Below are 23822 nucleotides of genomic sequence, written 5' to 3'. Positions count from 1 at the left end.
CAGGGGACGGGCGGGCGGCTCAGGCGAGCCGGTACATCCAGCCGTAGGGGTCGGGCGCGGTGCCGTTCTGGATGGCGGTGAGCTGGGCGTGGATCTCGCGGGTCACCTCGTGCCCGCCGAGCTCGACGTCGAAGCCCTCGCCCTTGAGGCGGCCCAGCGGGACGACGACGGCGGCGGTCCCGCAGGCGAAGACCTCGGTGATGGCGCCGGAGCGGATGCCCTCGAGCAGGCCGGCCAAGCTGATCGTGTCCTCCACGATCCGCCGCCCGGAGTCGGCCAGGAGGCGCAGGATCGCGGAGCGGGTGGAGCCCTCGAGGATCGTGCCGGTCAGGCGGGGCGTGCGCACGGTGCCGCCGGCGTCGACGACCATGAGGTTCATGCCGCCGAGCTCCTCGATGTTCGTCTGGGTGACGTCGTCGAGGAAGCAGACCTGGTCACAGCCCTGCTCGGCCGCGATCTGCTGGGGCAGGAGGGAGCCGGCGTAGTTGCCGCCGGTCTTGGCGGCGCCCGTGCCGCCGCGGCCGGCGCGGTGGTAGTCGCCTGAGACCCAGATGCTGATGGGCGTGAGGCCGCCCGTGAAGTAGACGCCGGACGGCGAGGCGATGACGTAGTAGTCGATGACGCTGGCCGAGTGGACCCCGAGGAAGGGCTCGGAGGCGAAGGCGAAGGGCCGCAGGTAGAGGGACTCTCCCTCGCCGGAGGGGACCCAGGCGGCGTCGGCGCGCACGAGGCCGACGAGGGAGGCGATGAAGTCCTCCTCGGGCAGCTCGGGCATGGCCAGGCGGCGGGCCGAAGCGTTCATGCGGGCGGCGTTGTAGCGGGGGCGGAAGGTCCACACGGAGCCGTCGGCGTGGCGGTAGGCCTTGATGCCCTCGAAGACCTCCTGGCTGTAGTGGAGGACGGCCGCCGCCGGGGACAGGTTGAGGTCGCCGAAGGGGATGATGCCGTGGTCGGTCCAGCCCTGCCCGGCGACCCAGCGCGCGTGGGCCATGTGGTCGGTGAAGGTGGAGCCGAAGCCGGGGTGCTCCAGGAGCCTCGCCCGCTCCTCCGCGCTCGCGGGAGCAGGGTTGGGGGTGAGGGCGAAGCGGCCGGCGAGCTCGTCCGCGGCGGGGACGGGGACCTCCGCGGCGCGGGCCAGCGGGGTGGTGAGGGAGTCGATCGGGGAGATTGGCGTCGCAGCGGTGGTCTCAGGCATGGGCCCACCCTACGTCCGTTCTCATTGAGCGGACAGTGGATCTCATATGCCGTCCCGCATCGACCCCGCATCGAGGGCGACGGAACCGCTGTGACGATCAGTCCGTCGGCTCCGCCGTCACAACGACAGCGGAGCTGGGCTCCCCGCGGCGTCAGGCCCGCAGGGCGGCGACGATCGCGTCCCCGATCTCACTGGTGGAGCGGGTCAGCGGGCCGCCCTCCTCGTTGGCGCGCGCCCGGGTGGCCATATCGGCGTCGACGGCGGCGCTCACCCGCGCGGCGGCCTCGGGCTCGCCGATGTGCTCCAGGAGGAGGGCGACGGCGGAGATGGTGGCGGTGGGGTCGGCGATGCCCTGGCCCGCGATGTCGGGGGCAGAGCCGTGGACGGGCTCGAACATGGAGGGGAAGGCGCGGTCGGGGTTGATGTTGCCGGAGGCGGCCAGGCCGATGCCGCCGGTGACGGCCCCTGCCTCGTCGGTGAGGATGTCGCCGAAGAGGTTGTCGGTGACGATGACGTCGAAGCGGGAGGGGTCGGTGACCATGTAAATGGTGGCGGCGTCGACGTGGCAGTAGTCGACGCTCACGCCGGGGTACTCCGCGCCGACGGCCTCGACGGTGCGCCGCCACAGGTGGCCCGCGTGGACGAGGACGTTGTGCTTGTGGACGAGCGTGAGGTGCTGGCGGCGGGCGTTGGCCTGCTCGAAGGCGTAGCGCACGAGGCGCTCGACGCCGAAGGCGGTGTTGACGCTGACCTCGGTGGCGATCTCGTGGGGAGTGCCCACGCGCACGGCGCCGCCGTTGCCGCAGTAGAGGCCCTCGGTGCCCTCGCGCACGACGACGAAGTCGATGTCCCCGGGCTCGGCCAGCGGCGTGGGCACGCCCGGGTAGTACTTCGACGGGCGCAGGTTGACGTAGTGGTCGAGCTCGAAGCGCAGGCGCAGGAGGAGGCCGCGCTCCAGGACGCCGGAGGGCACGGACGGGTCGCCGACGGCGCCCAGGAGGATCGCGTCGTGCTCCTTGATGGCGGCCAGGTCCTCGTCGGTGAGGGTGTCGCCCGTGGCGTGCCAGCGCTCGGCGCCCAGGTCGAAGTCGGTGCGCTCGATGGTGGTGCCGGTGCCCGCCAGGGCGGCGTCGAGGACCTTGAGCCCCTCGGGGACGACCTCCTTGCCGATGCCGTCACCGGGGATCACTGCGAGCTTGATGGTCTGCGTCATACGCGGACCCTATGGCCTGCCCCGGCGCCTGGCCCCCGCATCTCATATCCCGGCCCTCCCCTCGCCGAGACCGGGCGAACAGCACGGCGAAACCGGGCGAACAGCACGGCGAGACCGGTTCACTCGCCGTCGAGGATGCGGCGCGCCCGCTCCACGAGCGGCGCGATGGCCTCCCGGCTGGTGTGGTCGTAGCCCTCGACGATGCCATCGGCGACGGCGACCGCCCACTCCCCGCGGTGGCGGTACTTCTGCACCCGCTTGGCGAAGGTCTTCAGCAGCGCCTTCTCCACGAGACCGAGGCCCTCGTAGCGCACGCCGCCCTCGAAGTAGAAGAAGGGGTAGCGGTCCTGCGCGAGCTCGGCCCGGGTGAAGGTGGCGGCAGGGACCCGCCAGTTCCGGTCGGGGTGGACCGGGGTGCCGCCGTTGGCCCACACGAGGACGCGGCCCGACTTCTCCAGCCCCTCCTTGGCGAGCTTGCGCCTGAAGGCGCTGAAGCCCCGGATCGTGCTCATGCGCACGCCGGCGCCGAAGACGATGAGGTCGTAGCCGCGCAGCGGGAGCCGGCGCGCCTGCTCCCAACTCATGACATCGGCACCCAGGTCCTCGGCGATCCACTCGCCGTAGGCGCGGGAGAAGCCGGTGAGCGAGTTGTGGATGACGAGGGCCGCGGGCTGGGCGGGGACGGGCCGGGTCGCGGGGGCGGGGGACGCTGTGGTCGCGGGCGTTTCTGACACTTCGTGCTTTCGGGATTCGTGGTGGCCGGGGACGGCCGGACTGTACGGAAGTGCCGTCCTAGGGTGCCAATCGAGCACGCCGCGCGCACTGCGCCCCCGCCTGCCCTCGCCGGGAGACGCCCCCTCCCCGCTCCTCCCCCAGGCGCGCCGTGGGGCCCGCCGATGCTCTCGGCGGGCCCCACGGGCGTGTCGCGGACCGGGCGTCCTTCCACAGATCGAAATCTCGCCGTGCTGTTCGCCCGGTCTCGCGAGAGAAGAGAGGGGCGTCAGCGGGCGACGGAGCCCTCGGTGTAGTCGGCGTCGACCTCGGCGCGCCAGGCGAACATGGAGCGCACCTCGCGGCCGGTGGCCTCGATCGGGTGGGCCTCGCCGGCCGCCCGCAGCTCCTTGAACTCGGGGGCGCCCGCGGCCTGGTCATCCATGAAGCGCTTGGCGAAGGAGCCGTTCTGGATGTCGGCCAGGACCTCCTTCATGTGCTCCTTGACGTCCGGGGTGATGACGCGCGGGCCGGAGACGTAGTCCCCGTACTCGGCGGTGTCGGAGCAGGACCAGCGCTGCTTGGAGATGCCGCCCTCGTTGATGAGGTCGACGATGAGCTTCATCTCGTGGCAGACCTCGAAGTAGGCCATCTCGGGCTGGTAGCCGGCCTCGACGAGCGTCTCGAAGCCGTACTCGATGAGCTTGGAGATGCCGCCGCACAGGACGGTCTGCTCGCCGAAGAGGTCGGTCTCGGTCTCCTCGCGGAAGGTGGTCTTGATGGCGCCGGCGCGGGTACCGCCGATGGCCTTGGCGTAGGACAGGACGAGGGGCCACGCCTGGCCGGTGGCGTCCTGCTCGACGCACACGAGCACGGGCACGCCGCGGCCGGCCTCGAACTCGCGGCGCACCGTGTGGCCGGGGCCCTTGGGGGCGACCATGATGACGTCGATGTCCGCGGCGGGCTTGATGTAGCCGTAGTGGATGTTGAAGCCGTGGGAGAAGAGGAGGGCTGAACCGGGCTTGATGTTCGGCTCGATCTCCTGGGAGTAGAGGGTGGCCTGGACCTGGTCGGGGGCCAGGACGACGACAACGTCCGCCCAGGCGACAGCCTCGGCGATGGGCTTGACGGTCAGCCCGGCCTCCTCGGCCTTGGCGACCGACTTCGAGCCCTCGCGCAGGCCCACGACGACCTCGACCCCGGAGTCGCGCAGGCTGAGCGCGTGGGCGTGGCCCTGGGAGCCGTAGCCGATGACGGCCACCTTCTTGGAGGCGATGACGGACAGGTCCGCGTCGTCGTCGTAGAACTTCTCTGCTGCCATGGTGGGTCACTTCTCCTTGAGTTGATCGGTGATGGATCTCGGACCGCGTGTGATGGCGACGGTCCCGGACTGCACGATCTCCTTGACCCCGTAGGGCTCCAGGGAGGTCAGCAGCGCGCGGACCTTCGACTCCGAGCCGACGGTCTCGATGACCACGGAACTCGGGGAGACATCGACGACATGCGCGCGGAACAGGTCGACGATCTGCAGGACGGCGGTGCGGTTGGCATCGTCGGCGTGGACCTTGATGAGGTAGAGCTCGCGCTCCACGGAGGTGGCGGGATCGAGCTCGACGATCTTGAGGACGTTGACGAGCTTGTTGAGCTGCTTCGTCACCTGCTCCATGGCGCGGCCCTCGGCGTTGGCGATCACGGTGATGCGCGAGACGCCGTCGGTGTCGGTGGGGCCCACGGCCAGGGAGTGGATGTTGAAGCCGCGACGGGTGAACAGCGCGGACACGCGGGTCAGGACGCCCGGGGTGTCCTCGACCAGCACGGACAGGGTGTGCATGGTGCTCGCTGGGCTCGCTGCGCCAGCAGTGCTCGCTGCGCTCATGGGGCTCACTCCTCCTCCCACGCCGGGCTCATGCCCAGGGCGTGCTGGATCTCGTCATTGGACACGCCCGCGGCGACCATCGGCCAGACCTGGGCATCCGCCGAGCAGATGAAATCGACGACGACGGGGCGGTCGTTGATGGCATTGGCCTTCTCGATGACCGCATCGAGGTCCTCCAGGCGCTCGCAGCGCAGGCCGACGGCGCCGTAGGCCTCCGCCAGCGCGACGAAGTCGGGGATGCGCCGGGTGCCGGCGCCGGTGTGCAGGTCCGTGTTGGAGTAGCGCTGCCCGTAGAACAGGGTCTGCCACTGGCGCACCATGCCGAGCGAGGAATTGTTGATGATCGCGACCTTGATCGGGATCTCGTTGAGGGCGCAGGTGGCGAGCTCCTGGTTGGTCATCTGGAAGCAGCCGTCGCCGTCGATGAGCCACACCGGCCTGTCGGGCCGGCCGACCTTGGCCCCCATCGCGGCGGGCACGCCGTAGCCCATCGTGCCGGCGCCCGCCGAGGTGAGCCAGGAGCGCGGCTGGTTGAAGCCCAAAAAGTGCGCGGCCCACATCTGGTGCTGCCCGACGCCGGTGGCCCAGATCGTGTCCTCGGGCGCGCCCGCGGCCAGGTGGGTGATGACCTCCTGGGGCTGGAGGATGCCATCATCGGTGTCGGTCCAGGCGACGGGGTAGCGGCGGCGCACGTCGGCAACCTCCGCCACCCACGGCTCCAGGCTCACGCGCTCCTCGCCCAGGGCGGCGATCGCCGCGGTGAGCGCGGGGACGACGTCGCCGACGTCGCCGACGATGGGCACGTCGGCGGTGCGGATCTTGGAGATCTCGGCGGGGTCGACGTCGACGTGGATGACGGTGGCGCGCTGGGCGAAGGTGTCGGGCTTGCCGGTGACGCGGTCGTCGAAGCGCGCGCCGAGGCTGACGACGACATCCGCCCTCTGGAGGGCTCCGACGGCGGGCACGGTGCCGTGCATGCCCGGCATCCCCAGGTGGAGGGGGTGGTCGGTCGGCATGATGTCGAGCGCGGTGAGCGTGGTGACGAAGGGGGCGCCAAGGGTGTCGATGAGCTCGGTGAGCGCCTCCGTGCTGATGCCGGCCCGGGCCAGTCCGCCGCCGAGGTAGAGGACGGGGCGCTGGGCGTGGGCGAGGACCTCGGCGGCCTGCTCGATGCGCCGCTGGTTGGGGCGCCCGGGGAGGCTGTAACCGGGAAGGCGCAGTTGGGGCGGCCAGTGGAACTCGGCAATCCCCACCTGGGCGTCCTTGGTGACGTCGACGACGACGGGGCCCGGGCGGCCAGTGGAGGCCAGGTGGAAGGCCTCCGCGACGCGCTCGGGGATCTCGGCCGGGTCGGACACCAGGAAGGAGTGCTTGACGAAGGGCATCGTCGAACCGATGACGTCGGCCTCCTGGAAGGCGTCGGTCCCGATGGCCGAGGCGCCCACCTGCCCCGTGATCGCGACCATGGGGACGGAGTCCATATGGGCGTCGCCGATGGGGGTGATGAGGTTGGTCGCCCCGGGGCCGGAGGTGGCCACGCACACACCGGGCCTGCCGGTGGCCAGGGCGTAGCCCTCGGCGGCATGCCCGGCGCCCTGCTCGTGGCGCACGAGGATGTGGCGGATCTTGGTGCTGGACAGCAACGGATCGTAGAAGGGGAGGATCGCTCCACCCGGCATGCCGAAGATGTCGGTGACTCCGAGCTCCTCCAGAGAGCGGACGAGCGCCTCGGCGCCCGTCATCACCTCGGGGACAGCGGCAGTCGGGGTGTCCTGGCGCGCCATCATCGCCCTCCTATCGGTCGGTCCGCCCGGCGCTGCGCCGGCTGGGACCACCGTATGGCAGTCCATGAGGCGAGTCATATCAGAGACCGATCGTCCCATATCGTGGAATCACGAACTCTCGATGAAGGCTATGCGCCTGGTCGCGTCGATTGCGGGGTGCGCTGTGCCTTTGATCCGTCATCAGACATAGGCCCCATGATGAGAGAATGTCAGGGCAACCGCCGGGCCGCACCGGCGGGGAGGGGGCATCGCCGCTCCCTGGACATGACCGCATCTCAACGACGATCCTGCGCGCCGAGGCCGGGCAGGACCGGAAGGCTACGATCATCGTGACCCACGGACTACTCACGCATCTGGCCGAGAACCCCGTTCTCGTCCTCTTCTTGCTCATCGGTATGGGCATACTCGTCGGCCATATCAAGGTCCGAGGCGTCAGCCTGGGCGCCGCCGCCGTCCTCTTCGCGGGCATCGCCCTGGCTGCTTGGGGGATCTCGCAGCACGTCGAGATCACGATCCCTGGCCCCCTGGGGACGCTCGGACTAGCGATCTTCACCTTCGCCATCGGCATCCAATCGGGTCCCAACTTCTTCCACGTCCTGCGCACCGCCGCCGGCCCCCTGGCGCTCATGCTGCTCTTCTTCGTCCTGGCCGCCAGCGCGGGCCTGGGGCTGGGCCACGCCCTGGGCATGGACTCCGCCCAGATCGCCGGCACCTTCGCCGGCGCGCTCACCAACACCCCGGCGCTGGCCGCCGCAGGCAACGCCGCCACGCTCTCGGGGAATCCCGACGGCGCCGCCATCGCCACGGTCGGCTACGCCGTCGCCTACCTGTACGGCGTCATCGGGATGCTGTTCTTCAGCCTCCTGGCCCTGCGCTACCGCACCTCGGATCGTGACAAGCCCTCCCCCCTGGCCAATCGCACGATCCGCGTGGAGCGCTCCGACGGCCCGGTGATCGCCGACATCGCCGCCAGGATCTCCGGAGAGCTCAAGTTCTCGCGCCTGCGGCGCGGCGAGACCGGTCCGATCACCCGTCCCTCGGGCGAGGACCGCGTCTTCAAGGACGACCTGGTGACCGTCGTCGGCACCCAAGACGCCGTCAACCAGGTCATCAAGGAGCTGGGACACGGCTCGTCGCACTCCCTCATCGAGGACCGCAAGTACCTCGACTTCCGCCGTATCACCGTCTCGGACCCGAAGCTCGCCGGCCACACCCTCGCCGATCTCGATATCGACCACCGTTTCGGCGCGACGATCTCGCGTGTGCGGCGCGGCGACGTCGACATGGTCGGGACCCCGGACCTGGTCCTCCAGCAGGGCGACCGCGTGCGCGTCGTCGCCCCGACCGGGAGGATGGCCGAGGTGTCGAAGTTCTTCGGGGACTCGGCCCACGGCCTGTCCTCGATCAACCCCATCGCGCTCGGCCTGGGCATGGCCCTGGGCATCGTCATCGGCGAATGGGAGATCCTCACGCCCACCGGCGCCACCTTCTCTATCGGCTCGGCGGCCGGCACGCTGCTCGTCGGGCTCGTGTTCGGCCGGATCGGGCGCATCAAGAACTTCGTGACCGCCATCCCCTTCACGGCCACGGCTGTGCTCGCGGAGTTCGGGCTCCTGGTCTTCCTCGCGCAGGCGGGCACGAAGGCGGGTGGCCAGATCGCCGATGCCTTCACCGGCGGCGACTGGTGGAAGATCCTGCTGACCGGCTTTGTCATCACGACGATCGTGGGCTTTGGGCTGTACGCCTCGATGCGCTGGGTGGTGAAGATGGGCGGGACGCGCCTGTCCGGGCTCCTCGGCGGCGCGCAGACGCAGCCGGCGGTGCTGGCCTTCGCCAACGAGCGCACCGGCGCCGACCCCCGGGTGGCCCTGGGCTACGCGATGGTCTACCCGGTGGCCATGATCGTGAAGATCCTCATCGCCCAGATCCTCGGAGGGCTGTAGTCCGCGCGTGGGCGTCCCGCTCCCCGGATCCCCGGCCGCCCACGGACCGCCCACGGCAAGGGGCCTGGCTCACCATGGATGAGCCAGGCCCCTTGCCACGCCACGACGCCGCTGAGCAGGACCCTCTCAGGCGGTCTCGGGCTCGGGCAGCTCGATCATCCCGGAGGTGGGCATGTCGTGGCGCCAGTTACGGTCGGTCATGATGCGGGCCAGGGCGAGGCCCACGCCGATAGCGGTGATGACGAAGAGGACCTCCGCGATGCTGGCGGCGGCCTCGCCGACGGCCACCCGCGTGTCGACCGTGTGGTCGTTGAGCGCGGAGATGGCCCGGTAGAAGGGCACGCCCGGGATCATGATGACGACCGCCGGCACGGACAGCGCCACGCGGGACAGGGAGGCCCGTGAGACGAAGGCTTGGGCGAGCAGGCCGATGACGACGGCGGCCAGGCCCACGGCCATCTGCCACGGGACGTGGTAGACGTCGATGAGGACGAGCCTGCCCGTGTTCGCCACGGCGCCGATGACCGCCGAGATGAGGCAGGCCCGAGCCCTGGCGTTGAACAGGACGGCGAAGCCGTAGGCGGCGATGAAGGAGCACAGGAGGCGGAGGCCGTGGAGGATCGGGCCCTCGGGCGTGGTAGCGGCGGTGCCGGTGACATCCCAGTCGGCGATGGAGGTGACGGTCCACACGGCGACGCCGGCCGCCATCATGACCATCATGACGTAGGACATGCGGGACACAGCTGAGGAGAAGTCCTGCCGGACGAGGTCGAGCATGGCGGTGACCATGGGGAAGCCGGGGATGAGGAAGAGGATCGCGGAGATGATCCCGCCCTGGTGGCCCGCCGAGATGAGGCCCGCCGTGCTCAAACCCGCGATGACCATCATGTACAGGGTCGAGGCGACGACACCGCTGACGAGCCATGTGTAGAAGTGCTGCATGTGGCGCACGAGCATGGCCCGCCGCACCGCCTGGCCGAGGGCGGCGGCGAAGAGGACCGCAAGGCACTCGGCCCATCCGCCCTTGTTGAGGAAGCAGAACCCGGCGCAGGCGATACCGGAGGCGAGCGCGTTGGAGACGGGGCCGTAGAGCCCGTGCATCTGCTCGACCTTGACGAGCTTGGCCTCGAGCACCTCGACGCGTTCGTGCGCGCGCAGGTCGTGGACGATGCGGCGCAGCGCCTCGAGGCGGTCGACGTTGACACCGACGCGCCGGACCTCGGCGGTCTCAGTGCGGAAGCGCTCCCCCTCGTAGGAGGAGGTGACGAGTTCCGTCATGGTGACAGTGGCCTGATGGCGGTCGATGCCGACGGCGGAGGCGGCCCTGGCCATGGATGACTTCACCCGGTAGGAGCCCGCTCCAGCGGCGAGCATGAGCTTGCCGAGGTGGAGGACCACCTCGGACTGCTGCATCAGCCTGTCTGCGTCGAGGCCGGAGCGGGGGGCATCCGGGTCGTGTGGAGGGAGCGATTCATTCACGCGGATCATCGTGCCCGACCCACTGTGACGAGTCAGGGTCCGAAGGCCCAGTGCCGGACGTGGTTCTGAGCACGTCCCTCTTCAGCATCATCGCGGCGCGCCGTTCCTCCAGGCGGATTGACAGGGTGAGAGGGCCCTGGTGCCATATGGGGCATGACAGGCAATGAGCGGCAGCCGCGTGTTCGCGCCGCGGATGTGGCGGCCGCGGCCGGAGTGTCGACGACCGCCGTCTCCTTCGTCCTCAACAGCCGCGATGAGGGGAACATCTCGCCCGCGACTCGCGAGCGCATCCTGCGGGCCGCGCAGGAGCTCGGGTACCGCCCCAACCATGTTGCGAGGAGCCTGCGGAGGAACTCGACCAGCTCCATCGGGCTGGTCACGGACGCATTCGCCTCCTCGCCCTTCGGGGGCAGGCTCCTCGCCGCGGCCACTGAGGCGGCCAATTCCGCTGGCAACGCCCTGCTCATGATGGATCTCGGAGGCCGCGTGGAGCGCGCCGCCGAGGCGATCGAGGCGCTGGAGAGCCGCCAGGTCGACGCCATCATCTACGCGACCATGGGCTTCACCGAGCTCGACGAGCCCCCGGTATCCCGCATCCCCCTTGTGCTCGCCAACTGCGTCACGCGCCGCCCGGGCAGGCCCTCGGTCAGTCCCGACGACGCCGGAGGAGCCAGAGCAGCCCTGGAGCATCTGGCCGGCCTGGGGCACACGCGCGTGGCGATGCTGGGAGGGCATTTCTCGCCTGGCGCGCGGGGCGACGAGGTCGGGAACGTCTCGGGCCCGATCCGCTGGCGGGCATTCAAGCAGGCAGCTGATGTCAAAGGGATGGATGCCAGGCTCATCGGCCGAGGATGGGCGATCGACGACGGCTATGCCGCCGCGATGGAGGCGCTCAGCCTCCCGGGCGCGCGGCGGCCGACGGCGCTCTTCGCCGTCTGCGACCGAGTCGCGGCCGGGGCGCTGCTGGCGGCCGCGCGCCTGGGGATCCCCGTTCCCGAGGACCTGTCGATCATCGGCTTCGACGATCAGGAGGCGCTGGCGGAGAGCCTTGTCCCAGCGCTGACCACTGTCGCCCTCCCCCACGCGCTCATGGGCTCCACCGCGGTCGCGATGGCGATGGCGGCCGCCCGGAATGACTCGCCCGACCCGGCCCATCGCGTCCTGGAGTGCCCCGTCGTGCTCCGCGGCTCGACGGCGCCGCCCCGGTCGGGGCGAGTCGCCGTCGAGCCCGACAGAGCCCGCTGAGCACCACAGCGGCGCCCGCATGACGCCCGCACGGCGCCTCAGGGCACCCGGGGAATGATCTCCGCGGCCCTGGCCGTCCCCTCGGTGGCGCAGTCCACCTGCCACGCCTCGTCATGCCGCCATGTGGCGGGGATCCCCGAGGAGCGGTAGAGCTCTAGCACCGCGCCATCGACCCAGGCCTGGTCCCCCTGGGACAGGTCGACCGTCCCCAGGACGGGATGGGTGAGCGTCACGCCGTCCCCGAGGACGTCGATCGCCCAGCGCCGGTCGGCCAGGCTCGTCCGTCCGGTGGGCAGCGCCCTCACGGCGCCGATGAGGGTGGTGGCCGCGCCCAGGTCGATCCTGGAGCGGACCTCGCCGCCGACCAGCGACAGGCGGCGGGGAAGGCTCAGGCATCCCGCGTGGTCGCGCACCGCCGGGTCCTGCCCCTCCTGGCGCACCCAGCCGATGAGGAGAGGATCGGAGTCAGTGACCACGACCTGCGGGGCGTAGAGGTCAGCGCCATCGTCGAGAACATGAGCGCTCTCCGCGACGAAGCGGAGGCGCCCGTCCTCCTCCGTGAGATCGCCGACGGCGGCGACGACCTCGCTGAGCCGTCCGCGGTCATGGAGGGAGACGATGAGGACCCACCGCCCGCCGAGCGGGAACAGCTGGGGGCACTCCCAGACGTCGGCGCTCCCGATCCGCCTGAGCACGGGATCGTCGTCGACGAGCAGGCCGAGGTATTGCCAGTCGGTCTCGCGCTCGCGGTCGAACAGCGCGATGGCGGGACCGCCGTCGTCCAGGCCCGCGCCGAGCACCGCCAGCCGGCGGCCCTGGTGCTCGAACACGTACGGGTCGCGCATGATGGCGATGCCGTCGGCCCTCGGGGTCTGCCCGACGACGATCGGCGCCTCCCAGTCGCGCAGGTCGGGGCTCCCCCAGCGCAGGCAGATCGTCGACTGGACCGAGGCGTCCACGACGCCCGAGTACGCGACGGCGGGCCGGTCGTGCCCGGGCACGAACACCCCCGACCAGCACCCGAAGGAGTCGGGACCACCGGGGGTCGGCGAGAAGGCGACGGGCTCGGCATCCCAGTTGGCCAGGTCCCTGCTCGTGACATGGCCCCAGGCGATGTGGCCGTGGACAGGCCCTTGCGGGTTGTGCTGGTAGAACACGTGCCAGACGCCGTCGACGAGGGTGATCCCGTTGGGGTCGTTGAGCCACCCCCTGGCTGGGCGCAGGTGGTAGCTCGTTGTGGGGGCGCTCATCGTCCCGTTCCTCCTTATCGGTGCGATCCCGCCGTCAGGCCCTCGCGCAGCGTGCGCTGCCCGAAGGCGAAGACGAGGAAGGCGGGGATCATCGAGATCACGACGCCCGCCAGGACCGTGGCCACGGATCCAGTGCCCATATTGCCCTGGAGGGAGACCAGTCCGAGCGGAAGGGTGAAGTTCTTCTCGCTGATCTCGAGGATGAGGGGCCGGAAGAACTCGTTCCAGTGGAAGTTGAAGGCGAGGATCCCGACGATCGCCATCCCCGGCATCGCCAGGGGCGCGTAGATGGCCCGGAAGGTGCGCCACGCCCCGGCGCCGTCGAGCTCGGCCGCCTCGCCCAGCTCCGCGGGGAGTCCCATGAAGTACTGGCGCATGAGGAAGGTCCCGAAGGCGGTGGGGATGGCGGGCAGGATGAGGGCGATGAGGGTGTCGGCGAGGTGCATCCCGCGGATGAGCATGAACACCGGCACGATGGTCACCTGCATGGGCACCATCATCGTGGCGAGGATGAGGGCGAAGAGCATCTTCTTGCCCCGGAACTCGAAGCGGGCGAAGACGTACCCCGCCATCGCGGCCGAGACCATCTGGCCGATGGCGATCGCGCCCGTGACGAGCACCGAGTTGAGGATGAGCAGCCACATATCGACTTGCTTGAACACCGCCGAGTAGGACGAGAAGTCGAATGTGCTGGGGATGATGGAGCTGTCGGCGGACAGGGCTTCGGCGGGTGGCCGCATCGAGGCCAGGATCGTCCAGATCACCGGGGCGAGGGTGATGAGGCTGGCGACGGCGAGGACTGCGTAGGTGGCGAGTTTCTTCATGGGTCGGGCTCCTCAGCCGTAGAACACGAAACGTCGGGACAGGCGGAATTGCAGCGCCGTCACGAGCATGATGACGATGGTCAGGATGATCCCGATCGCGGAGGCCCTCCCGAACTGGAGCTGCTTGAACGCCGACTCGTAGATCACCATGACCGCGGTGCGGGTGGAGTCGCCCGGGCCCCCGCGCGTGAGCACGTAGGGCTGGTCGAAGATCTGCAGGGCGGAGATGATCGCCATGACGGAGGCGACCAGGGTCGTGGGACTGACCAGGGGGAAGGTGATCCTCCAGAACTGCCTCCAGCCCGTGGCGCCGTCGACCTGGGCCGCCTCGTAGACCTCCTTGGGGATGGAGGCGAGTCCTCCGAGGAACAGGAGGAACGAGAACCCGAAGTTCTGCCACACGTAGACCAGGACGACGACCACCATCGCCCCATGAGTGGAGGTCAGCCACGGGACATTGCCGATGCCGAGCATGGCCAGAAGGTGGTTGACCAGGCCGAAGTTCTCGTTGAACAGGTAGGTCATGATGATGGAGACCGAGGCCGCCGACAGGATGAGGGGGAAGAAGAGCACCGAGCGGAAGAACGACCTGGCCATGCTCGGCATCTTGCTGTTGACGAGGACCGCGAGGCCGAGGGAGAGCGCGAGCTGCAGGGTCACCGCCACGACGACGAAGCCAATGGTGTTGAGGAAGGAGACCCGGATCGTCGGGTCGGCCGCGATGCTGGTGAAGTTGTCCAGGCCGACGAACTTCGGGGGCGTGATGATGTCCCAGGAGAAGAAGGCGAGGCCGATCGAGGCGAGGATCGGCAGGAAGCTGAACACTCCCAGCCCGATCACTGTGGGCGCGAGGAACAGCCAGATGAGGAGTTTCCGTTGCATGTCATGCCTCCAGGGCTCGGGTGAGGTCGGCGTCGAGTCGCTCCAGGGCGCCGGGGAGGGCGTCGGCCGGGCCCGTCACCGCGCCCAGGACGTTCTTGATGAGCGCTGTCTCGACGGCGGCCTGCTGCGGTGGCGCGGGGATAGGGGCGCAGGGGTGCTGGTCGAGGGTGTCGTAGAAGACCTTCCAGTGGGCGGGGCCCTTGGCCGCGTAGAAGGCCTCGTCGCACATCGAGCGCCGTGTCGGAGTGGTGTCCGGCTTCGTGAATGCCAGGCGCATGCCCTCCTCGGATGTGCAGAACTTGACCCATTCCCAGGCCTCGTCCTTGCGCTTGGAGGTCCTGAGGATGGCGTAGCCGGCGGCGCCGAACTGGTGGCGCTGGGACCGCCACTTCGGGAAATAGGCGACGTCGTAGTCCTGAGACGCGAGGCCGGCCGCGGACAGGCCCTCGACCCAGTAGCCGCCCGCTGGGGTCATCCCGATCGATCCGCCTGAGAACTGCCCGACGAGCTCATTGCCGCCGCCCTGGGCCGGGCTGGTCCCCAGCCCTTCCTCGACGATCGCCCGGAGGAACTCGAAGGACTCGGCGACGCGGGGGTCGGTGGCGTTCGAGCCCTCCCAGAGGTAGCCGCCCGAGTAGGAGGCCTCCTGCCCCGGGTAGAACTGCTGCCAGAGCCACTGGCCACCGTCGGCCTTCTTCTCGGTGAGGAAGCTGGTGTCGTTGGCGTAGAGCCAGGGAACCACCCCGCCCCAGAGCCGGTTGGTCCAGTAGAACGGGATGAATCCCGTGCCGGAGCTGGCCTTCATCGTGCGGGCCATCGCCAGGAAGTCCTCGTGGGTCCAGTCCGAGGCCGGGTACGTCACGCCAGCGCGCTCCATCGCGGTCGTGTTGAGGTAGACGTTCGCGGCGTTGAAGTCGATGGGCATCTGGTAGAGCGAGCCCTTGTACATGAACGCCTCGATGAGACTGGGGTGGACATCGTCGAAGTAGTTCTTGACCTCGGCGGCATCGCGCATGACGTAGGGATCGAGGGGCTCGGCGAGCCTCTCGGCGAAGAGCTGGGCGCCCTCGGTGGCCACGACGCACACGTCCGGGGGCGTGCCGGCAGCCACCATGGTGAGGATCTTGGCGAAGAAATCCGCCCAGTCGGCCCCTTGGACCGCCTGGAGCCGGACGGGGATATCGGGATGCTGGGCGGCGAACGCCTCGACGAGCGACGCGCGCGCGGCGGCGTCCTGGTTGGTCCCCAGGATCGCGATCGTGAGCGAGTTGTCGTACCGCCCGGGGATGTCCGCCCCGATCAGACGTGACCACTGACTGCCGAGCAGGGCCGCCGAGCCGACCCCCACAGCGCCTGTCAGCAGTCCGCGTCGGGAGAGCTGAGTCATCGTTGACCTCCTGCCTAATTCGATTTAGGTGGAGTCATTGTTGTGCCCGCCACAGGGGGTGTCAAGAGGGGCGCTGGCGGGGATGCTGGGGAGGCGGAGCCCGTGAGCCCCGCCCAGGCCTCCCGACCTGACTCATGACGCTTAGAGGTTGCGCCGGTAGGTCAGGGTTTCCGGTTTGGTCGGGTCTCCCAGCGGTAGCGTGTCCAGGCCTCGCCGATGAGCCTGCGGGTGATGATGATGGCGTTGGCCAGCGCGATGAACGCCTCGATGACGATGGTTCGTCTCTCAGTGCAGATGAGGAGCTTCTTGAAGCCCCGGTTGTGCCATGAGTTCGTGCGCTCGACCACCCACCTCGCCCCGGCTTGGAGCGGTTCGCCCTTGGTGCTGATGACCCAGTCGCAGCCCAGCAGCTCGAGTAGGTCCCGGGTCTTGCCCGAGTCGTAGCCGGCATCGAGGTGCACGGTGATGCGCTCGGGCAGGTCGAACCCGAACCGACCCAGCCTGGCCAGTGTGGGAGCCAGCAGTGGCGAGTCGTGGCGGTTGGCGCCCGCGACCTGGCACCCGATCGGGATACCGGAGGCGCCCGGCCATCAGCGAGCGCTTCGTGCCCTGCTTGGAGCGGTCCACCGGGGACTTTCCGGCGGCCTGGCCCCCGCAAGGGGCTTTGACGATGCACCCGTCGACAATGATGTTGTCGAGCTTGAGACCGACGATCTGGTCGTAGGCCTCAAGGCACAAGTCCTCCAGGCGGGTGAAGACGCCAGCGGTGATCCACTCATCGCGGCGACGGCGCATGGTGGTGGCCGAGCAGGTGGCATCGGCGATCTTGTTGTAGGCGGCGCCCAGCACGAGTACCTGGACGAGCTTGTCGAACACGAGCCGGTCGGGGATTCGGGGCCGGTGGCAGCCCAGGGGATGGTGATCGGGCCGCTCGGGCAGCAGCGCGGCGAACTGGACCCACAGCGGTTCGAGGATGGAGGATGGGACAGCGGGCATGAGGAGACCTCCTGCACCAAGAACCGAGACTCGACACCTCACCTTCTACAGGCCCTCATGCCCGCCACCGCGCAACGCCACACCCCACCTACCGGCGCAACCTCTTATGTGCATCGGATCTATTGCCTCACGAGGCTCGTGACGTGGGGTGGGCGCCGTCGGTTCAGGGATCTGATGGACGCTGTGAAGGTCTGGGCGTGGTGGGGAAGCCGGTCGTAGCGGAGGGCGTCTCGTCGTCGAGCACATCGGTGCAGGCAGGCCGGGGAAAAGCCTTCGATCGCGGTGCGCAGGTAGGTGAGGCGGCCTGACGCTTTGCTCGGCCTGGAGGCCTTGGGCGTGAGGCTCCTCGCCTGTGGACCCGACAACCTCCCCCGCATGGGGCACGTCCGACCTTCTTGACGTCCAGGTGGATCATGTGATCCGGGAGGCGGGTCCGGACGGGCTTTTCGGCTCGGTTGGTCTGCCCGGTGGGATCGATGCGGCCTCGGCGGCTACATGGGCGACAGGGTGGCCGGCCTGGATGCGCATTGCGAGCCAGTAGCGGTTCTGAGGCGTCAACGGAGCATCACGGCAGGTCATGCCAGCCGGGCGTTCTCCTGTCAGAAGGATGATTCAGTACCACACAGCCCGGCGGCCCAGTCCTCACTGCCGCATTCCACCACCCAAGGTCACCGTCCCATCACTCGTCTATCCAATCTCGCCGATCGGTGGACTCAGTGGGTGAGGCTCCGCCCTCCGCCCTCTGGGGCTGCACCAGGACGGCCACGGTGCGCGCCGGCACCGAGATCGTCCCGCTGGCGCGGTCGAAACCGGTGCGGCGCACCACCTCGTCGGCCCCCTCGGCCTGGATGGGGGAGAGGTGGAAGTCCCGGCCCGCCAGCTCGGGCAGCGGCTGAGTGAGCGTCTGCCCCGAGGCGTTGAAGACCACCAGGACGGCGTCGAGCTCGGGGTCCACGTCGCTTCCGCCCCGGGTGTCGTCGATGAGCATGACGATCACTCCCGGCGGTGCCCCGAAGCCCGCCCCTGGGAAGCTCAGCTTGTCCTGGATGAGGCGGGCCGAGCCCAGGCTGAACAGTGGTGTCGAGGCGCGCAGCCGCAGCAGGTCCAGGGCCTGGGAGCGGGCCGCCGCGATCTCCTCGGGCGAGGGCCGCAGCCAGTCGTCCTGCAGCAGCGGCCCCTGGATCGCCCAGGAGCCCTCATTGCGGCTGGCCGGCGGCAGGCCCCGCCCGAAACCATTGGACTGCCCCGTGAAGTCGATGGCGTTGAACCAGTCCCCCGAGTTGTAGGAGTCCCGGTCCAGGGACTTGCTGCGCAGCAGCTCGGTGCCCGCGCACCAGAAGGCCGGCGACTGCGCCAGCGCCACCGTGGCCAGGCACACCGTGTTCATCCGCACCCGCTCGGCCACCGGCATGCCCTGGGGCAGCTTGTAGGCCAACAGGTCATAGAGCGTCTCGTTGTCGTGGGCGTCGACGTAGTTGACGTTCTCCTGGGGGTGGGAGGCGAAGGCCGCCGGCGCCCCGTTGTGGATGAGGTCAATGCCGCGGCGCACCGACCCGTCCGAGAAGGTCATGACATAGTCCTTGAGGTTGCCCGCCAGACCTAAGCGCACCAGATCGGTGCGGTGCGCCAGATCCGCAGACTGGTCGTGCCAGCCGCGGTGGTCCAGGCCGCTGGGCTGAGTGAGCAGGCCGGTGCCGAAGCCCTGGAAGACGCGGTGGTCGGGGTCGAAGGCGCCGCCGCCGTGGACGGCGTCGCGCAGGCGGTCGTTGAAGGCGCCGATCCCGGTGCCGTCGAGCTGCCCCCGGGTGGCCTGCACGAACAGGGCGTTGCCCGCGACCTCCCCGAAGTTCCAGCCCTCCCCGTAGAGGTAGATGGAACGGCCGTCGACGCCGTCGGCCTCCAGCGTCAGCTCGTCCAGGGCCGCCCGCACGCGCTCCATGACGGCGCGCGGGTGGTGGCCCATGAGGTCGAAGCGGAAGCCGTCGACCCGGTACCAGCGCGCCCAGCGCACCACCGAGTCGACCATGAGGCGCGCGCACAGGGCGTTCTCCGTGGCCGTGTTGGCGCAGCAGGTCGAGCTCGTCACCCGCCCGACGGCGTCGAGACGGTGGTAGTAGCCCGGCACCACCCGGTCCAGGACGCTGCGCGGATCCTGCCCGCAGGCGGCCGTATGGTTGTAGACCTGGTCGAGGACCACCTGGAGGCCCAGGTCGTGCAGGGCCCCCACCATCTCGCGGAACTCGACGACGCGCGCCCCGCCGTCCTGGTGGCCCTCGGTCGCGTAGGAGCCCTCCGGGGCGCCCCAGTGGAGCGGGTCATAGCCCCAGTTGTAGGCGTCGTGGTCGGCCACCTCCGCGACGGCCGCCTGCTGGTCGGTCGAGGCCGGGTGCGCGCCGGCGGGGATGTTGGGGGCGCGCTGGGAGCCGCGGTGCTCGGGGATGGTGGCGATGTCGAAGGTGGGCAGCAGGTGGATCGTGTTCATGCCGGCCCGGGCCAGCTCGGCCAGGTGGCGCACGCCCGCCGAGCCGGCCACCGTGAAGGCCCGGTAGGTGCCGCGCAGCTCGGGCGGGACGGTGCCGTCGGCGGCGGAGAAGTCTCGCAGGTGGAGCTCGTAGATGCTGCGGGCCGAGTCGTTGCGAACCGCCGGCGCCCGGGTGGTGGCCCACCGTTCGGGGGCCAGGCGTGGGTCGGCCAGGTCGACGGCGACCGAGCGGGTCGAGTCCGTCGTCAGCGCCGTCGAGTATGGGTCGGTGACGACGTTGGTCTCCACGCGCCGAGTGGAGGGCACGTAGACCCGCACCTCCCACAGGTACTGGCAGCCGGCGGTGATGGGGGCGGCGGGCCGGCCCGGGCCGGGCTCGCCCCCGGGGGCGCTTGCGACGGCGTCGGCCGGCTGGTCGGGGCGGTTGGCGACGACCCAGCGGCCGTCGCTTGAGCGGACGGCCGGGGTGCGTCGCGGCGGGCCGGGGACCTCCGGCACCGAGCCCAGCGGGTCTCCGGTCTCCCAGGTCAGGAGGGTGACGGCCTGCGCGGTGGGCGCCCACAGGGCGAAGGAGGGCAGGCCGCCGGTGAAGGTGACGCCCAGCTCGGCGCGGGTGGCGGCCTCGGCGTAGAGGTGGTCCAGGAGGATGGCGGTCTGCACCCCGGTGAAGGCGTCGAGGCGGGCGCCGCTGACGTCGGCGGCCTCGGTGGGGTACGGGAGCCCGACGTACTGGGCGATGGCGACCTGGCCGGTCAGGGCGGAGGCGACGGCGTCGTCGTCGAGCAGGGGTGCGCCGTCGGCATCGGTCGCGCTCAGGGCGATGTAGCCCTCCAGGTGGGGGTGCGCGGCGAGGACCTCGCCGGGAAGGTTCCCGACGATGCGCAGGGGCGTGACCGTCGGGGCGGGCATGCCCTCTGCGCCCAGGATTCGGCCGTGGATGGCTGCGGCGCCGCCGCCGGGTGCCGTGATGAGACGCAGGGCGAGGCCGGAGCCGGGGATGGGGTCGCCGGCGTCGGTGACGACGACCTCGCGGTCCATCCCCCGGGGCAGTAGCGACAGCGGCCACGCCACGATGGCGGGGGTGACCCAGTAGGCGCGCTGCTCCTCACTGCCGGTCACGGGCGGGAGGGCCGCGGTGGTGTCGAGTGTGCAGGTGAGCGTGTAGGTGAAGGTCATGGTGGTGTCCTCCCGGGTGGAGGCGCCGTGGTGGGACGCCGCCGGTCCTGCCGGTCGTGTCGCGGGCGGCCCCGTATGAGGGGGTCGGCAGTGGGGCCGCGCACCTCGTAGTCTCCCCCGGGCGGCGGGGCCCTGTCAGCCCGATGGCGGGAATTCTCCTGCCCGGCCTGCGGCCCGGGGCCTCGGGCGTTCCGTCGGCGGGTGAGTCCTGCCCTGGCCGGGGGCATCCGACGCGTGCGGGGCCGTTTCGCACGGTCGGGGACATCTCTGTGCGGCCGGGTGCGGTTCGCGCGTTCGGGGACAGGAATCCGGTCCCCGCACGCGCAGGATGTCCCCGGCTGCACGGGATTGTCCCCCTTGCTGCCTCGGACATGTGACATCTCTGGAGTATGGCGACAGTCCCGTGACATCACGTTCGCCGCCTCAGGCGCCGCAGCCCGTCTTCGTGTCCACATCTGCAGCAAAGGCCTCAGCAGGATTGGAACGCGAGAGAGCGAACCGCGTGATTCCGCGGTTCTGTCGGCGACCCGTTCGGGGCGCAGGCTCCTTTGCTGCAGATTTGGACATTGTCACGTTGTTGTGCGCAGTTCCGGCCGCACGGACGTGCCCGTCGGTGGTGAAGGGCTGAGTGGGACGGCGCGGGTCGAGGTGGCCCGACGGGCGACGGTCGGCACTGATGTCACCGCCAGGCTCTACGCTCGAGGCATGGCTCGCCGTACGCCCGAACCCGACTCGCCCTCGCTGTTCGACGCCGCCGGCCCCGATGGCTCCGGCTTCGTTGACGACCCGGCCCGCCCGCTGGCCGACCGGCTGCGCCCGCGGGTGCTTGACGACGTCGTCGGCCAGGACCAGCTGCTCGCCGACGACGCCCCGCTGGGCCGCATGGTCGCGTCCGGCCGTCTGTCATCGGTCATCCTGTGGGGCCCGCCGGGCTGCGGCAAGACGACGATCGCCCGGCTCCTGGCCGACCGCACCGGCATGGTCTTCGAGCAGGCCTCGGCGACCTTCTCCGGGGTGGCCGACCTGCGCAAGGTCTTCACCCCCGCGGCCCGCCGCCGCGAGATCGGGCAGGGCACGCTCCTGTTCGTCGATGAGATCCACCGCTTCAACCGCGCCCAGCAGGACTCCTTCCTGCCCTATGTCGAGGACGGAACAGTTGTCCTGGTCGGCGCGACCACCGAGAACCCGAGTTTCGAGCTCAACGGCGCCCTCCTGTCTCGCTGCCAGGTCATGGTCCTGCGCCGCCTGGACGAGGCCGCCCTGACCGAGCTGCTAGCGCGCGCCGAGTCCCTGATGGGTCGCAGCCTCGCCCTGACTGAGGATGCCCGCACCTCCCTGCTGTCCATGGCCGACGGCGACGGCCGCTACCTGCTGGGCATGGTTGAGCAGGTCCTCGCCGCCCAGGACGCAGACGGCCCGGAACCACTTGACGTTGAAGGGTTGCGCGGCGTCATCGCCTCCCGGGCTCCCCTGTACGACAAGTCCCGCGAGGAGCACTACAACCTCATCTCCGCCCTGCACAAGTCGATGCGCGGCTCCGATCCGGACGCCGCCCTGTACTGGCTGGCGCGCATGCTGAGCGGGGGCGAGGACCCGCTCTACGTGGCGCGCCGTCTGGTGCGATTCGCCAGCGAGGACGTCGGCATGGCCGACCCGGCCGCCCTCCAGATGACGCTGGCGGCCTGGGACGCCTACGAGCGCTTGGGGTCGCCTGAGGGGGAGCTCGCGATCGCTCAGGCGGTCGTCTACCTGGCCACCGCGCCCAAGTCCATCGCCGTCTACCGCGGCTACGGCCGCGCGGTGCGCCTGGCCCGACAGACCGGCTCGCTCATGCCGCCGGCCCACATCCTCAACGCCCCCACCCGACTCATGAAGGAACTCGGCTACGGCGAGGGCTACGAGTACGACCCGGACACGACCGACGGCTTCTCTGGTGCGGACTACCTGCCCGACGGCGTCGAGCGCCAGGCCCTTTACGAACCCACCGCCAACGGCCACGAGCGCCGCATCCGTGAGCGGCTGGAGTACTGGGAGGGCCTGCGGGCGAGCAAGCGCGGTGAGGGCTTTGGTGAGGGAGGCGACGGCCGGTTGGGTGAGGGCGTCGGCGGCAGACTGAGCCAGACGGGGACTGAGACGCAGGCCAGTTCCTGACCTTTCTCGTATCGACGGGGACAACCGACGCGTGCGGGGGTATTGCGGCGCGGCCGGGGACAATCGACGCCGTCGGGGACGTTTCTCCTGACTCATGACGCTTAGTGTGCCGGGGGTGGGGTGCTCAGGGCGGTGAGGATGTCGTTGGCGGTGTCGGTCAGACGTGGTGCGGCTGCGAGGTGGTGGCCGTTTAGGTTAATGGTGACCTCCTGCAGGCCGCGTAGCTCGCGCACGATCCTGGCGATGCTGATCCCGGTGGTCTCCTGGAGGTAGCGGGCTACGGCCAAGGCGGCCATGACCACGGTCAGGTGAGCCTCGATAGCATCGCGGGTGTGGTGGAAAACGGGGCGGGCCCTCAGGTCGTGCTTGCTCATCGGCGAAGGACTGACCGGGCGTGCCACAGCTCGTGATAGGAGGAGACGACCTCACCGGCGCCCATCAGATGCGCGGGGATGTTGGTGACGTAGCCCTTGAGGCCCACCAGGGAGCGGGCCCGGGCGATGGAGGCCTCATCGAGGACCTGATCGCCTTTATGGGTGGTGACGAACCTGGTGCCCTTGGGACGCTTCTCGCCGGCGACGGATGGCCCTAGCGCGGTTCTCTTGGGCGGTCAGGGTCTGAGTGTCCCTGGCGGCGCGCTTCTTGGAGTAGGCCCACACCGCCCACCACGACCCCGGATACTTGGCTGGATCCCAGACGGGCTCAGCCCTGAGGCTCTTATTCCGCTCGGTGTTCGAGCCTGTCTTGGGGGTGATGGTGTCGATCAGCTGCCCATCGGTGAAGGCGTCCCCGTGCCAGTGGCAGTGCGCCTCCAGGTCCCCCGGGGCGCGGGTGGTGCGTGAACCGACGATGAAGCCGACTCCGGCCTCATCCAGGGCGTTCAGGTTGGCGGCTGAGAGCATGCCGGCGTCAGCGACGATGACAAGGTCCTCGATGCCGTGGGCGGCCTGGAAGGCCTCCACGATGGGGATGATCGTGGTGGTCTCAGCCTTGTTCCCTTCCCAGCAGCCGATTCTCAGGGGGAAGCCGGCCCGGTCGACCAGCAGGCCGACAATGACCTGGGGGTCGGCCCTTCTCTCTTTGGAGTAGCCGACCTTGCGCGGCTCGTCCTCCTTCTCGGTGTCGAAGTAGAGCGTGGTGACGCCCGTAGACACAGTGACACGTCGCCGGCGGCCATGGCGTGCTTCAGAGCCGCGGCACTGATGGCTTGGCGGTAGTCGCGCTCGAT

At 69.9% G+C, this 23822-nt stretch carries 15 protein-coding genes and 2 pseudogenes; 3 read left to right on the top strand and 14 right to left on the bottom strand.

Features of this window, described 5'->3' with window-relative positions; translation table 11 throughout:
- Positions 1-19 precede the first annotated feature (19 nt).
- The 6 genes from A1QA_RS0106460 to A1QA_RS0106435 all read right to left on the bottom strand — a co-directional run bounded on the left by A1QA_RS0106460 (position 20) and on the right by A1QA_RS0106435 (position 6779).
- Positions 20-1195, bottom strand: a complete 1176-nt coding sequence (locus A1QA_RS0106460) for a branched-chain amino acid aminotransferase (RefSeq protein WP_017178103.1) — start codon at positions 1193-1195, stop codon at positions 20-22.
- Positions 1196-1346: 151 nt separating this feature from the next.
- Positions 1347-2408 (bottom strand): 3-isopropylmalate dehydrogenase, encoded by a 1062-nt coding sequence (locus tag A1QA_RS0106455; protein ID WP_017178102.1) that lies wholly within the window; start codon positions 2406-2408, stop codon positions 1347-1349.
- A 119-nt stretch (positions 2409-2527) separates the two neighbouring features.
- Positions 2528-3142 carry a flavodoxin domain-containing protein gene (locus tag A1QA_RS0106450; RefSeq protein ID WP_017178101.1) on the bottom strand — a complete coding sequence of 205 codons (615 nt, stop codon included), beginning with the start codon at positions 3140-3142 and terminating at the stop codon, positions 2528-2530.
- Positions 3143-3408: 266 nt separating this feature from the next.
- A complete protein-coding gene (gene ilvC / locus A1QA_RS0106445) occupies positions 3409-4440 on the bottom strand; it encodes a ketol-acid reductoisomerase (RefSeq protein ID WP_017178100.1) in 1032 nt (343 codons plus the stop codon).
- Positions 4441-4446: 6 nt separating this feature from the next.
- Positions 4447-4995, bottom strand: a complete 549-nt coding sequence (gene ilvN / locus A1QA_RS0106440; protein ID WP_017178099.1) for an acetolactate synthase small subunit — start codon at positions 4993-4995, stop codon at positions 4447-4449.
- Positions 4996-5000: 5 nt separating this feature from the next.
- A complete protein-coding gene (locus A1QA_RS0106435) occupies positions 5001-6779 on the bottom strand; it encodes an acetolactate synthase large subunit (RefSeq protein ID WP_026048750.1) in 1779 nt (592 codons plus the stop codon).
- A 329-nt stretch (positions 6780-7108) separates the two neighbouring features.
- Here A1QA_RS0106435 and A1QA_RS0106430 point away from each other — a divergent pair, with 329 nt between their 5' ends.
- On the top strand, positions 7109-8722 hold the full coding sequence (locus A1QA_RS0106430) for an aspartate:alanine exchanger family transporter (RefSeq protein ID WP_043508399.1): 1614 nt from the start codon (positions 7109-7111) through the stop codon (positions 8720-8722).
- A 126-nt stretch (positions 8723-8848) separates the two neighbouring features.
- Here the strand turns inward: A1QA_RS0106430 and A1QA_RS0106425 are convergent, their stop codons facing one another.
- Positions 8849-10135 (bottom strand): threonine/serine exporter family protein, encoded by a 1287-nt coding sequence (locus A1QA_RS0106425; RefSeq protein WP_017178096.1) that lies wholly within the window; start codon positions 10133-10135, stop codon positions 8849-8851.
- Positions 10136-10354: 219 nt separating this feature from the next.
- Between A1QA_RS0106425 and A1QA_RS0106420 the strand changes: the two genes are divergently transcribed.
- The gene (locus A1QA_RS0106420) at positions 10355-11446 is read left to right on the top strand and encodes a LacI family DNA-binding transcriptional regulator (RefSeq protein ID WP_043508369.1); all 1092 of its coding nucleotides are present in this window, start codon (positions 10355-10357) and stop codon (positions 11444-11446) included.
- 38 nt (positions 11447-11484) lie between these two features.
- On the opposite strand, the gene A1QA_RS14975 is transcribed toward A1QA_RS0106420, so the two are convergent.
- The 6 genes and pseudogenes from A1QA_RS14975 to pulA all read right to left on the bottom strand — a co-directional run bounded on the left by A1QA_RS14975 (position 11485) and on the right by pulA (position 20443).
- Positions 11485-12696: a glycoside hydrolase family 32 protein gene (locus A1QA_RS14975; RefSeq protein WP_017178094.1), complete on the bottom strand. Its 1212-nt coding sequence runs from the start codon at positions 12694-12696 to the stop codon at positions 11485-11487.
- A 14-nt stretch (positions 12697-12710) separates the two neighbouring features.
- Positions 12711-13520: a carbohydrate ABC transporter permease gene (locus A1QA_RS0106410; RefSeq protein ID WP_017178093.1), complete on the bottom strand. Its 810-nt coding sequence runs from the start codon at positions 13518-13520 to the stop codon at positions 12711-12713.
- A gap of 12 nt (positions 13521-13532) precedes the next feature.
- On the bottom strand, positions 13533-14402 hold the full coding sequence (locus A1QA_RS0106405) for a carbohydrate ABC transporter permease (RefSeq protein WP_017178092.1): 870 nt from the start codon (positions 14400-14402) through the stop codon (positions 13533-13535).
- A gap of 1 nt (position 14403) precedes the next feature.
- Positions 14404-15789: an ABC transporter substrate-binding protein gene (locus A1QA_RS0106400; protein ID WP_017178091.1), complete on the bottom strand. Its 1386-nt coding sequence runs from the start codon at positions 15787-15789 to the stop codon at positions 14404-14406.
- A 161-nt stretch (positions 15790-15950) separates the two neighbouring features.
- Positions 15951-16785: pseudogene (locus A1QA_RS13825) on the bottom strand (IS5 family transposase).
- A 679-nt stretch (positions 16786-17464) separates the two neighbouring features.
- Positions 17465-20443 (bottom strand): pullulanase-type alpha-1,6-glucosidase, encoded by a 2979-nt coding sequence (gene pulA, locus A1QA_RS13820; protein WP_017178089.1) that lies wholly within the window; start codon positions 20441-20443, stop codon positions 17465-17467.
- A gap of 705 nt (positions 20444-21148) precedes the next feature.
- Between pulA and A1QA_RS0106385 the strand changes: the two genes are divergently transcribed.
- Complete coding sequence (locus tag A1QA_RS0106385) at positions 21149-22594, top strand: replication-associated recombination protein A (RefSeq protein ID WP_017178088.1); 1446 nt, start codon at positions 21149-21151, stop codon at positions 22592-22594.
- Between the two features lie 101 nt (positions 22595-22695).
- Here the strand turns inward: A1QA_RS0106385 and A1QA_RS13815 are convergent.
- Positions 22696-23822: pseudogene (locus A1QA_RS13815) on the bottom strand (IS1634 family transposase); the annotation flags it as partial.

Source organism: Actinomyces timonensis DSM 23838 (assembly GCF_000295095.1).
GTDB lineage: Bacteria > Actinomycetota > Actinomycetes > Actinomycetales > Actinomycetaceae > Actinomyces > Actinomyces timonensis.
The sequence above is the reverse complement of the archived record's forward strand: the minus strand, read 5'-3'. Positions and strand labels throughout refer to the sequence as shown.